This window comes from Acidobacteriota bacterium, from assembly GCA_016196035.1.
Lineage (GTDB): Bacteria > Acidobacteriota > Blastocatellia > RBC074 > RBC074 > JACPYM01.
The window spans coordinates 190,521-202,489 of record JACPYM010000107.1; the positions used below are offsets into that span (position 1 = coordinate 190,521).

Consider the following 11,969-nt stretch of genomic DNA (forward strand, 5'->3'; position numbering starts at 1 on the left):
ATCCGTCAAGTCACAGAACATTGAGGCTGTTTTTAACCACGAAGAAGTCGGGAAGCTTCGACCTTTTCTTCGTGTCCTTCGTTTCTTCGTGGTTTCATCTGCTTGAGGCCTGACACAACTGGCGAAAACTCGACTGCGCCAACTGCGCATCCAAATCAGCCTCTTCCGCAGCAGTCAGCTTGCGGCGTGGTTCCAAACACTCCCCACAATCAATTCCCTGCCGCCGCAACATCGCTTTGACAGCGGGCACGACCGGGTAGCGCAAGCCGATGGTGATGAGTTCGTTGATGCGCTCTTGCACGGCGCGCGCCTGCGCCCATGCGCCCGCCTGGGCGTGTGCGTAAAGCTCGACGAAGAGTTCCGGCACGACGTTGTAAAAGCTGCCGATGCCGCCATCCGCGCCCATCAGCAAGCCGGCGACCAGCACTTCGTCGTAGCCGCTGAAGAGCGTCACGCCGCGCTGTTTGAGCCGCGACAGCTTATACAGATCGAAGTCGGTGAACTTCAGCCCAATAACGTTCGGCAATTCGCACAGTTCGTGAATCTGCGCGGCGGTCGAGATGCCCGGATAAAGCGCGGGCATAAAGTAAATCAGCAACGGCAAATCCGACGCCGTGGCGATGGCGCGGTAATACGCCTTGATCTCGGCAAAGCTGTAACTGCCCGCCGGCGGCAAGGCGCTGACGGCGTGCGCTCCGGCGCGGGCGGCGTGCTGGGCCAGCGTGACGGCATCGGCGGTCAGGAACGCGCCGACGTGCACGATCACCTGTTTGCCTGCGGGCGAATGTTGAACGGCGGCGGCGGTGACGGCCTGGCGTTGCGCGACCGATTGCAACAAGCCTTCGCCAGTCGAGCCACAGACGTAAACGCCATGCGCACCGGCGGCGTAAAAGCGCGCCAGCAATTGCGCGAACGCGGCGGGATTAAACTGTCCCGCCGCGTCAAAAGGCGTAACGGCTGCGGGTAAGATGCCGTGAAACGTGGTCATGGTGGTTAAGAGCGATTTGCGAGTGCGTATACGCTTGCGGTGCGATACGAAGAACTGTAGTGCTCGGCTTTAATTCGTGCCTTAAAGCCCTGAAGGGGCGAAATTCAATAGCCAGGGGGGCAACGCCCCTGGTATCAACCGAAAATTCATAAGCCCTGAAAGGGCGAAATTTCAGGTGGCTATTGCGCCCCTTTAGGGCTTGTCTTGTTTGTTCGTCAGTACCCAGGGCGTTGCCCTGGGCTATTGAATTGCGCCCTTTCAGGGCTTGGGTAGCAATTTCTTCGGGTACAACTCAACCCTGCAACTGATTCAAGAAAATGCCGGAATGAATTTCACGCACACCGGCGCGCTGATCGTGATTTGCTTGCCAGTGAAACTCAACTTGCCGCTTTGCTGATCAAGGCGAAAGACGGCGATGTTGTCGGTGTTCTGATTCGCCACCAGCAACCATTGCCCGGTCGGGTCAATCCCGAAATTGCGCGGCCATTTGCCCTGCACGGGTTCGTATCCAATCAACACTAACTTGCCGGTTTGCGCGTCTACAGCATAGCTCACGATGCTGTCGTGGCCGCGATTGGAGCCATACAGGAATTTACCCGACGGATGCACGTGGATGTCGGCGCAATACGTCGTGCCGCTGAACCCGGCGGGCAGTGTCGAAATGTTCTGAATCTCGCTCAGCTTGCCTTGGGCTTTGTCGTAGGCGAAGGCGGTCACCGTCGAATCCAATTCGTTGATGACGTAGCCGAATTTGCCGTTGGGATGAAAGTCGAAATGGCGTGGCCCTGACGCCGGTTTGGTCGCGGCGAAACCGTTGGCAATCAGCTTGCCGTTCTTGGTGTCCAGCTTGTAACTCATCACCTTGTCTATGCCGAGGTCGGGCGCGAAGGCGTAATTGCCCGCCGCGTCCAACACGCAACTATGCGCGTGCGGTTCCTTCTGGCGTTGTGGATTGCCGCCCGTGCCCGTGTGTTGCGCGACATCGCTGAGCGCGCCCAAACTGCCATCGGCATTGACGGGATAAAGCACGACACTACCGCCACCGTAATTCGCCAGCAACACCCATTTGCCGGACGGATGCACCGAGACGTGCGCCGGAATGCCGGGCGAGGATTGCTGATTGAGTTGTTTGAGCGCGCCGGTTTTCTGATCAATGGCAAAGGCCGTCACGCCGCCACCTTTCTTGCCGTTGAACTCGTTGACTTCGTTGGCGGCGTAAAGGAAGCGCCGTTTGGCGTCAATCGCCAGAAACGACGGGCTAAGCTTGTGCGTGGTGACGCTCGACGGTTTCAGTTCGCCGGTCGCGGTATCCAGACGATAGACATAAATGCCTTCGCTGGTTTTGTTCGTATAGGTGCCGATATAAACCAGCATGTCTTTGGTGGCGGCATTCGCTGTAAATGAAAAGCCGACGGCGCTGAGGCTGGCGGCAGCAATGAATTCACGACGAGTTGAAGGATTTACCATAGTGCGTTTACTCCGAGTTAATCGGTCAGATGAAAAATCAGGCATCCCCTGGGAGCGCAGGCATCCTTGCCTGCTGTGAGGAAAGCGGCGCAGCGTTCCGCTGTCTAATACGCGCCTTATGCAACCGGGGAAAAGAAAGTCTGCGCCGCTTTTTTTATAGCAGGCAAAGATGCCTGCATCCCAGCAATTAGCGTGGAATCACCCACGGCATCACATACGCATAAACCATCACGATCAACCCCACCAGGCAAGCCAGCGCCAAACTGTGCCAAAAGACCGCTTTGAAAATCGCCGCTTCGTTGCCGTGCTGTTGTGTAGCCGCGCTCGAGACGACGATGGATTGGGCGTCAATCATCTTGCCCATCACGCCGCCCGCCGAATTGGCCGCGCCCATCAGGATCGGGCTTAGGCCCAACTGCTCGGCGGTCACTTTCTGCAAGTTGCCGAAAAGCGCATTCGACCCCGCGTCGGTGCCTGTCAGTGCAACGCCCAACCAGCCGAGCATGGTGCCGAAGAACGGGTAGAGCCAGCCGGTGCTGGTCATACTCAAGCCCAACACAGTATCCATGCCCGAATAGCGCGTCACATACGCCAAACCGACCATAAAGCTGATTGCCAATAACGACGGGATCAATTGCACGAGCGTCTCTTTGAAAAGGCGCATCGTTTTCCCGAACGGCAACCCGGCGAGCAAGGCCGCGATGATGCCGCCAATAAAAACCGCCGTGCCCGGCAGGCTGATGAAGTTCAGATTGACGGTGGCGTCTTCGGGCAAGGGGCGCGGCGCGACGGGCGGCATTTTCATGACCGCGTTGTGCAGCATCGGCATCGGGATTTTCAATGCATCGAAGGTCAGATACTTGCTCACCGACGGCAGGCCCGTGATGAAGATCAGGATCGAAGCGACGATGAACGGCGACCAGCCTTTCAGCACTTCGCCCAGCGAGTGGTGCGGGATGTGGGTCGCGAGTTCGCCGCTGACGGGAATCACTTCTGATGGCTTCCAGAATTTCAAAAACGCCACCATCACCAGCAACGAAAAGACCGATGAAACCACATCCACCAAACCCGCATCCTGATAGTTCGACCAATAAAACTGCATCCCCGCGAACGATAACCCGCTGACGAAAAGCGCGGGCCAAACCTGAAAGGTCTCGCGCCAACCGACCATGCTGCGCACCAGCCAGAACGGCAGGATCAACGACAGCGGCGGCAAAATGCGCCCGGTCATCGCGCTGAATTGCAATTCGGGCAAACCGGTCACGCCCGCGAGCGTGCGAATCGGATTGCCGACGCCGCCCCAGGCGACCGGCGCGGTATTCGCAATCAAACACAGCGTCGCCGCTTGAAAGGGATTGAAGCCCAAGCCGATCAGGAACGCGCCCGCAATCGCCACCGGCGCGCCGCCGCCGCCCGTGCCTTCCAAAAACGCGCCGAAGCAAAACGCGATCAGCACCAGTTGCAGCCGCTTGTCTGACGACAATCCGGCAATCGAATCTTTCATCACCTGAAACTGCCCCGTCTCACAAGCGATGTTGTACAAAAAGATCGAGGCCACGATGATCCACGCGATGCGCAGTATGCCGAAGATAAAGCCGTGAAAGGCCGCCGTGGTGACCAGCGCGGCGGGCATTTTGAACGCCACCAGCGCCAGCAGCACGGCCATCAGCATGCCGCTCAGCGCCGACACCCAGACGCGTTTTTTCAGCACGATCAGCACGAAAAACAACGTCAGCACCGGCAGCGACGAAACCGCCGTCGAGAGCGCACGATTGTGGAAAGGATCGTAAACTTGTTCCCAGATCATCATAAAAGTAGTCAGTAGTCAGTAGTCAGTAGCCGGTAGTCAGTAGCCGGTAGTCAGTAACCAGTAGTCGGTAGCCGGTAGTCAGTAGCGGCAACGGCGTTGTTAATCGTTGGCGGGGCGCGGCGGGTTCGCCCAATGGCCAGCCGGATCGGAACCACTGACGAGCACGCCTTTCAGGTTCCAATCCATGCCGGCGCGCACGTCTGCGGTGGTGTAACGCAACGTCAACCCGCAGCGCCGCCGCGCGGAGGTATTCGCCTCGGAACCGTGCAGCAACAGATCGGTGTGGATAGAAATTTCGCCCGCCCGCAGCACGTTGTTGACTGGCGCGCCGAAGCGTTCGGCCTCCGGCACAACTTGATTCAAAATGCTGGGGTCGCTCTCTTCGGTGAGTTGATAGGTCAGATGGCCGAAATGATGCGAGCCGGGAATGAAGCGCATACAGGCGTTTTCGACATCGGCGTCATCAATCGCCAGCCAGACAGTCACGGCCTTGGTCGGCGTCAGCGGCCAATAGCCCGCATCCTGATGCCAGCCGACGGTGCGTCCGTCACCTGGCAATTTGCAGAAAAAGTGCGCGCCCCAGCCGATGACATTTTCACCCAGCAGGTCTTTGACATACGCCACAATGCGCGCATCGGTGAGCAGGTCGTACACCTTGCCGTACAGCAGATGCGCCGTCTTGATCGAGTAATTGTCCTGTCCCGCAGCCAGCACGCGCGTCAGCAATTCGTCGAAGTAACGGCGGTGAGCAGCGCTTTCCGCTTCCGTGAAAATGCGTATACCGCTGATGTAACCATCACGATTGAACGCCGCGATTTGTTCGCGCGTCAGTGTTTGTGGCGCGGCCACACCGGCCTCGTGAAAGCGGAACTCGCGCGCCAGCTCAGCCAAGCGGTCGGCTTCGGGATAGAGTTTGTTGAATTCAGGATTGAAGTGGTGGTTGATGGGTTGGGAGTCAGCTTGTGTTTGTAACATTGTGTTGAAGGTTGGGACAGTGTGCCGGTACGGAACCGGGAGCGATAGCGACCGGGTTAGACGCCATCAAGTACGATCTGACTCGAAGCAAACCCGGTCGCTATCGCTCCCGGTTCCGTACCAACGTGTTCTGCTTTAATGATCAGTCTCGCGCAACAGGCGTTTCAAATTCAGCGTCGCCAGATAAATCGCCGTTTTACCTTCATGGCTGGCGTAATACGAAACCAGCAGTTGAGCGCCGCGCACGACCAGCCCCGCATAGCTGGTGTCGCCGCCGCTGGGCAAGGTCACGATTAGATTGACTGCGCCCTCCTTCGTCAGCCACGCCACATACGTGCTTGTCTGCCGGTCAGCCAAATGCCCACGCGTCACGCCCAGCAATCGCCCGTCCGGCAACGCGATAAAATTCGGCCCGCCCAGCCGCACGTTCTGCTCTTGCCACGTCCAATTTGTATACGGCGGACGGCTGCTGCCGAGAAAGCCGTTTTGCGTGCCGCGTTCGCGCCGCACCCAGGCCAGCATTTCGCCGTCGGGCAGGAAGCGCACGGTCGTCTCGTTGGGCCGCCCGGCAATCTCAAAGCTCGTCACCCATTGATACCGGATGCCATCGCGCGTCGAAACCAAATGCGCCTGATATTCATCACCGCCGGATTGGTACAACACGCCGTAACCGATGCCGCGCTGCCACGTCACGCGCCAGAGCCAGTCGGCGTCGGTTTTGATTTTCGGATCAATCTCCACCGGGCGCGGCACGCCAAAGTTGCGGCCCAGCTTGTCGGAAAAGGAAACCCGCGTGCGGCGCAGGCCCAGCTTTTCACCTTCGTAATACGAGCCGCCGATCAACAGCATCAACCGCCCATCCGGCGTGACTGACAATTTCGGATCACGCAAATCCACGCCTTCTTCGCTCAGCAACGCGGCTGCTTGCCAGTTCTGGCCGTCGGCGGAAGTGATGACGCGAATCGTGCCGTTGGTTCCCTCCTTGCCGGGCACATGGCCGGTGCCTTCGCGAAAAGTGCAATAGAGTTTGCCGTTGAATTCGACCAGGTCGGTAAAGGCGCTGTGCAACGCGCGGTCGTAAATGCGCACGACTGAGAGCAGGTATTTTTGGGCCGCCGTTTCCTGCGCCAGGGCGGCCAGGGCGTTGAATGCCAGCAACAATAGCACTGCCAGCAGACGCCTCATTTTGCCGCTCCACCCCATTGTTTCATTTGTTCGCGGGCGGCGTTGGTTTCGTCATAACGAATCGGTTGCACGCCGTTTTCTTTGACGAACCGCAACATGCGTTCGTCCACGTAGGCCAACCGTTCCCAATTCAAATTGTGCGCGACGGCGATGCCCGGATAGCCGGGATGACCCAGGTTGCGAATCTCATCATCGTCGTAAGCCAAATGCCCGACGATCAGATATTCGCCGTCTGGCACGGCCTTGAGCGCGTTCATCACATCCTGCACGTAATCACCTGTGTGGCGCCGATCAATCGGGCTGGGGCGCGGCAACGCCAGCCGTCCGCCAATTTGGCGCGTATCAATCAGGCGATTTTGCTGACACCAGGGGCCGAACTTATCGGCTAGGCCCGGCACCACTTGCACCGTGCCCATGTGTAAATCGGCATAGCGAATATCGAAGCCCAGCCGCCGCAATTTGTCGAGTTGCGCCTGCAATTCAATCAGCGCTTCGTCAGCCTTGGCACTGGCTTTGACGCCATCATTGGTCTGATGCAGATAGCCTTTGCCGTCAAGCAATGACGGCACTTTTTCACGCGGCGCAACCGGCCCCCATTTGACGTTATCCCATTCGGACGTCAGATCGGTGTGCAGCCCAAAACACAGGCCCTTGGTTTTCGCCAGCAGCTTGGCCGCTTCTTCAACATAAGGCGAGGCCGCCAGCACGGAGCAGTTTTTGAGAATGCCGTTTTGATAACACTCCTTGACGGCGCGGTTCAGGCTGCGCGCGCAACCCAGATCATCGCCGCGCGTGATCAGGCGAATACGCGATGGCGGCGCGGCGGCATACATTGCGGCCACGGCGAGCGTGCTGTTTTGTAAGAAGCTTCTACGATTCATGTGTCCACTTGTCCTCTTTGACGCGCAGCGTCTTTGGAGTGCGGTGGCTCGACACCGCTTTGGCAGGCCCCTCGTTATTATGACCCGTCAAGGGGTTACCAAAGCGGTGTCGAGCCACCGCACTCCAAAGCTTATTCCTTCGGATGCACCCACGGCTTGCGATATTCGCGCGCCAACAGCTTGTTCGCTTCGGCATCGCCAACGACTTGGTGCTTGGCGGCGTCCCACTTGAACGAACGGCCCAACTTCATCGAATGATTTGCCAGGATGCAACTGGCGGTCGAGATGTGGCCCTGTTCGATGTCAGCAACGGGTTTGCTGCGGTTTTCGATGCAACGCAACAGGTCTTTCATGTGGCCGCGAATCGCGGGCGCAACGTGGCGTTCCAAATCCTTTTCGGTGCGGTCAATCGGGTACTGCTCAAATTCGTAAGTCACGTCCTTGTGCACCGACGGTTGTTTGTTATCCGTCGGGATGAAGTCGTAACTCATCACGCCAGCCTTGAGTGTTCCCTTGTCGCCATAGATCGTCGCGCCCCAGGGATATTTCGGATCGGGCGGATGGCCGTAGGTGCGATGCTGCCAGATCACCGGGAACTCGGGGAAATCAAAGGTCGCCGTTTGCGTGTCGGTGATGTTGGCCTTGCTGTCCTTGTCTATCAGGATGCCGCCATTCGATGAAACCTCGCGCGGCCAGCCCAGACCGCACATCCAGCGCACCATGTCGAGCATGTGTACGCACATATCGCCGACGATGCCGTTGCCGTATTCCATAAAGGCGCGCCAACTGCGCGGATGCACCAGCTTGTTATAAGGCCGCATGGGCGCGGGGCCAGTCCACATTTCGTAATCCAGATAATCGGGCGGCGCGGTGTCGGGCGGGTTCTCTTTGGTGCGCATCTGGTAATAACAATAAATCTCGACCAGCCCGATTTTGCCGAGCTTGCCGGTTTGGACGATCTGCTCTTTGGCTTCGATCAGATGCGGCGTCGAACGGCGTTGCGTGCCGACCTGCACGACGCGGTTGTGTTTGCGCGCGGCGGCGACCATCGCCTGACCTTCGACGACGTCAACGCTGATGGGCTTCTGAACGTAAATATCCGCGCCAGCCTCGCAGGCCGCGATCATCGGCAGCGCGTGCCAATGGTCGGGCGTCGCGATCAGCACGATGTCCAAATCTTTCTCTTTGAGCAGCGCGCGGTAATCGCCGTAAGTGCGCGGCGTCTTCTTGGATTCCTGCCGTCCGGCGACCTGTTCGGCGCAATCGGCCAGCATCTTTTTGTCTACATCACAGAGCGAGACGACCTCGACCGGCGCGACTTGCAGCAGGCGGAACAGGTCGGATTTGCCATACCAGCCGGTGCCGATGAGGCCGACGCGAGCTTTCTTTTGCGCGAACTCTTCGGCGTATTTGTAATTCCTGCGCAAGATTGCCGGAGCGAGGGCAAAGGCGGCGCTTTGGCGAATGAAATCTCGACGTTGCATAAACCAATCCTCCTGGATGATTCAACCATCATCAATGTCCATTTGATTCGACGATGGCCTGATAAACCGCCGTGCGAAACTCGGCCATCAGCCGCAAATCCGTAGGCATTTTTTGCGTCATCATAATGCCGATGAGCTGTTCTTTCGGATCAATGAAAAAGCTGGTCGAAGCCGCGCCCGCCCAATCAAAAGTACCCAGCGAACCGATGCGTTGATGGTCGGCGGCGTCGGTCACTACGCGAAAGCCGAGTCCGAAGCCTGTGCCTTCGCCGATGGTTACGCCTGCGGTCGGCTTACGCGCGTGGGCAGTGTGATCCATCGTCATCAGTTGAACGGTCTTGGGACTAAGCAGCCGCACGCCCTCCAGCGTGCCGCCGTTGAGCAGCATCTGGCAAAACCGCAAATAATCGTGCGCCGTGGAAACCAGCCCCCCGCCGCCAGAATAAAACGTCGCTGGACGCGCGTAGCGGCTTTTGCCCGGCTGATCGGCAATCACCCGTTTGCCATCGGCATCCGCCAGCGCAAACGGCGACAGGCCCCACTGATAATTGACGGTGAAGCGGTCGAGCTTGGCAGCAGGCACATCAAACGCGGTGTCACTCATGCCCAGCGGTTTGAAAATGCGCTGGCGCATAAATTCATCCAACGTGCTGCCCGAAAGCACTTCGACCAAACGCCCCAGCACGTCGGTGCTGACGCCGTAATTCCACTGTTCGCCGGGATGAAAAAGTAGCGGCAACGCGCTCAGCTTTTTGGTGAACTCAGCCAACGTGAGATCGCCCGACAGCAGGTTGGCCGCGCGGTATTGCCGGTCTACGGGCGTGTCGCCAAAGAGGCCGTAAGTCAGCCCCGATGTATGCGACATCAAATCGCGCACTGCAATCGGACGCTTGGGTTTCACCAGCGCGCCGTTCTCGCCATAGACCTGCACGTCTTTGAATTCGGGCAAGTACATCAACAACGGGTCGTCCAACTGAAACTTGCCTTCTTCGTAAAGCAGCATCGCCGCGACGGTCGTGATGGGCTTGGTCATTGAGTAAATGCGAAAAATCGCATCGCTCTTGAGCGGCCTGCCCGCTTCGGCATCAGCCTGGCCCGCCGCAGCGAGATGCACCAGCTTGCCGCGCCGCGCCACCAGCGTAAGCGCGCCGACCAGTTTGCCCTCTTTGATTTTTCGCGCAAACAGTTGATTGATGCGCTCCAGCCGTTCGGACGAAAGCCCGACGGCTTCAGGTTTGACCGGCGCAGCCGTCTGGCCGTACACCGGAATCAGCGCGTACAGCACCAATGCTGTCGCGCGCAGCAATGCCCATGTTCTTTTCATGAAGTTCGCTCCTTGCTTGCTCGTTTAGCCCACCTTTGTCGTCTGATGCGCCACCATCTGCCAGCGCCCTTTCAGTTTGGAATAGACGTGAATCATCCGCGCATCCACAGTGCGATCCGCGCCATTCGTTTTCAGCTTGATGATCGCGTGGCAAGTCACAATCGCCGTGTCCCCGTACAAATTGACCTTCACGTCATCGCGGTCAATGGACACGTATTTCGTCGTGCCCGTTTTGAAGTTGGTGAGGTACTTCGTCTTGTCGTCTACGCGGCCATCGGAATGCGTGTAAACCAACGTGTCGGCATAAAAGGTTTCCAGCTTGGCGGCATCGGCTTTGGTCAGCGCGTCCACCCATTCCTGTTCCAGTTTCAAGACGGCCTGTTCGAGGCCGCTGCCTTTTTGGGGGACGGCTTGGGCAATCAATGCCACGCTCATCAACAGGCCAACAATCCACAAGGTTCTTTTCATGTCTGATGCTCTCCAAAGCCGCTCAGCGGCTCTTTGTGTTTTCGTGTTTGGTGACAGCTTGGTTACGGCTTGCGCGGATGCTTTTTCTTCCACTCTTCAAATTCTTTTTCAGCTTCCGGGCTGAGCCGTGGATAAATATCGCGGGTCTTATATTTGCCGCTCTTCATCGCCTCTTCCTTGAAATCTTCGGTATAGGTTTGATTTTCGGCGGCCTTGATCACCTCGTCCGCGATTTGCGGCGGGAAAACGAGCAAGCCTTCTTCGTCACCGACCACAACATCGCCGGGCAACACCGTGATCGAGCCGATGCGCACAGGCGCATTCCACTCGACGCCGATTTGATCGGCCATCGCCGAAGCGTGCGCGCCCGCGTAATACACCGGGAAATCCTTCCATTGCAGAAAGCCGTTCAGATCGCGGATGCCGCCATCCACGACGATGCCAGCGGTTTTGCGCAGCTTGATGGCAAGGCCGGTCATCGTGCCCATAAACGTGGCGCGTTCGACCATGCCGCCCAATTCGACCACGACTACATCATCGGCATTGGCGTCTTCGCCACCGCGCGTGTTGAAGCGGTAATCCCAATCGCCTTCTTTCGCCAGTTGCTGCACGGCTTCATCCACGTCGGGGCGAAGCGGCAAATAGCGCAAGGTCGTGGCACGGCCCACCATCTTCAGGCCGGGCTGGGTGGTTTTGAGGTGGCTGACAAAACAGTTCTTGTAGCCTTTGTTTTGCACCGCGCCCCAGAGGTTTTCGATTTGCAGGGTTTTGATTTTTGCCAGTTGTTCATCGGTCACGCGCGGGCGTTGGGGCGCCAGCACATCCATCAACGGCGTCCAAGTGTTGCGTTGCGCGCGCAAGCCTGACGGCACGGCGTTCTGGCTGTTCACACGCGCCAGCAGCCCATAGCCAAAACAGAGCACGAGTAACAGAAAAGGCACTGCGGTTCTGATCCGAAACATCTAGCCTCCTCAGCAAACGGACGCAGCCGCGTTCGCTTATGCGCTGACGGTACGATCAAGTTGGTTGTAAGTGAATGCGTTGCGGGTAACAAAAGACGCGCGCATTCTAGCCGCGCCTTGTCACGCTGACAAGGTGGTCTAGGGTGACCAGGCGATGAGCGGCATTTCGCGCGCCGAATTCGTTAGGCGAAAAGGATATGAACTGCACGGCGCGCCGCAAGGTACCAGTGGCGCGCGCAGTTTGAGCAGGTAAATACGCAGCCAGCCACACGACGAGCTACAAAAGTTTGAGTAACTTCTGCCTTAGATCGGTTTGCACTTCGGTGTATGGCAAAAAGCCGCGCAGCGGGACAGTACCGCGCGCGTGAGCAAGCGGCGCGTCAAGCACGGCTGACTGACGCAACGCCGAAGCGCCGCTTGCTCAC

The 11,969-nt window shown here is 58.1% G+C and carries 10 protein-coding genes; all 10 read right to left on the reverse strand.

What is annotated here, in order from left to right:
* Nucleotides 1-94: 94 nt before the first annotated feature.
* The 10 genes from HY011_30600 to HY011_30645 all read right to left on the reverse strand — a co-directional run bounded on the left by HY011_30600 (nucleotide 95) and on the right by HY011_30645 (nucleotide 11,544).
* On the reverse strand, nucleotides 95-988 hold the full coding sequence (locus HY011_30600; protein MBI3427299.1) for a dihydrodipicolinate synthase family protein: 894 nt from the start codon (nucleotides 986-988) through the stop codon (nucleotides 95-97).
* A gap of 309 nt (nucleotides 989-1,297) precedes the next feature.
* Nucleotides 1,298-2,455 carry a lactonase family protein gene (locus HY011_30605; protein MBI3427300.1) on the reverse strand — a complete coding sequence of 386 codons (1,158 nt, stop codon included), beginning with the start codon at nucleotides 2,453-2,455 and terminating at the stop codon, nucleotides 1,298-1,300.
* 187 nt (nucleotides 2,456-2,642) lie between these two features.
* Nucleotides 2,643-4,262: an L-lactate permease gene (locus tag HY011_30610; GenBank protein ID MBI3427301.1), complete on the reverse strand. Its 1,620-nt coding sequence runs from the start codon at nucleotides 4,260-4,262 to the stop codon at nucleotides 2,643-2,645.
* A gap of 102 nt (nucleotides 4,263-4,364) precedes the next feature.
* Nucleotides 4,365-5,240, reverse strand: a complete 876-nt coding sequence (locus HY011_30615; GenBank protein MBI3427302.1) for a phytanoyl-CoA dioxygenase family protein — start codon at nucleotides 5,238-5,240, stop codon at nucleotides 4,365-4,367.
* A gap of 135 nt (nucleotides 5,241-5,375) precedes the next feature.
* Nucleotides 5,376-6,443, reverse strand: coding sequence for an exo-alpha-sialidase (locus HY011_30620; GenBank protein MBI3427303.1), 1,068 nt, complete (start codon nucleotides 6,441-6,443; stop codon nucleotides 5,376-5,378).
* Nucleotides 6,422-7,306, reverse strand: coding sequence for a ChbG/HpnK family deacetylase (locus tag HY011_30625; protein ID MBI3427304.1), 885 nt, complete (start codon nucleotides 7,304-7,306; stop codon nucleotides 6,422-6,424). Before HY011_30625 ends, HY011_30620 begins: the two co-directional genes overlap by 22 nt.
* A 131-nt stretch (nucleotides 7,307-7,437) precedes the next feature.
* Nucleotides 7,438-8,790 (reverse strand): Gfo/Idh/MocA family oxidoreductase, encoded by a 1,353-nt coding sequence (locus tag HY011_30630; protein MBI3427305.1) that lies wholly within the window; start codon nucleotides 8,788-8,790, stop codon nucleotides 7,438-7,440.
* A 31-nt stretch (nucleotides 8,791-8,821) separates the two neighbouring features.
* On the reverse strand, nucleotides 8,822-10,114 hold the full coding sequence (locus HY011_30635; protein ID MBI3427306.1) for a serine hydrolase: 1,293 nt from the start codon (nucleotides 10,112-10,114) through the stop codon (nucleotides 8,822-8,824).
* Between the two features lie 24 nt (nucleotides 10,115-10,138).
* Nucleotides 10,139-10,582, reverse strand: coding sequence for a nuclear transport factor 2 family protein (locus tag HY011_30640; protein MBI3427307.1), 444 nt, complete (start codon nucleotides 10,580-10,582; stop codon nucleotides 10,139-10,141).
* 62 nt (nucleotides 10,583-10,644) lie between these two features.
* Nucleotides 10,645-11,544 (reverse strand): hypothetical protein, encoded by a 900-nt coding sequence (locus tag HY011_30645; protein MBI3427308.1) that lies wholly within the window; start codon nucleotides 11,542-11,544, stop codon nucleotides 10,645-10,647.
* Nucleotides 11,545-11,969 lie beyond the last annotated feature (425 nt).

Excerpts from the sequence above, each read along its gene's own strand:
- HY011_30600 (MBI3427299.1), bottom strand. The coding sequence starts at position 988 with ATGACCACGTTTCACGGCATCTTACCCGCAGCCGTTACGCCTTTTGAC.
- HY011_30605 (MBI3427300.1), bottom strand. The coding sequence starts at position 2,455 with ATGGTAAATCCTTCAACTCGTCGTGAATTCATTGCTGCCGCCAGCCTC.
- HY011_30610 (MBI3427301.1), bottom strand. The coding sequence starts at position 4,262 with ATGATCTGGGAACAAGTTTACGATCCTTTCCACAATCGTGCGCTCTCG.
- HY011_30615 (MBI3427302.1), bottom strand. The coding sequence starts at position 5,240 with ATGTTACAAACACAAGCTGACTCCCAACCCATCAACCACCACTTCAAT.
- HY011_30620 (MBI3427303.1), bottom strand. The coding sequence starts at position 6,443 with ATGGGGTGGAGCGGCAAAATGAGGCGTCTGCTGGCAGTGCTATTGTTG.
- HY011_30625 (MBI3427304.1), bottom strand. The coding sequence starts at position 7,306 with ATGAATCGTAGAAGCTTCTTACAAAACAGCACGCTCGCCGTGGCCGCA.
- HY011_30630 (MBI3427305.1), bottom strand. The coding sequence starts at position 8,790 with ATGCAACGTCGAGATTTCATTCGCCAAAGCGCCGCCTTTGCCCTCGCT.
- HY011_30635 (MBI3427306.1), bottom strand. The coding sequence starts at position 10,114 with ATGAAAAGAACATGGGCATTGCTGCGCGCGACAGCATTGGTGCTGTAC.
- HY011_30640 (MBI3427307.1), bottom strand. The coding sequence starts at position 10,582 with ATGAAAAGAACCTTGTGGATTGTTGGCCTGTTGATGAGCGTGGCATTG.
- HY011_30645 (MBI3427308.1), bottom strand. The coding sequence starts at position 11,544 with ATGTTTCGGATCAGAACCGCAGTGCCTTTTCTGTTACTCGTGCTCTGT.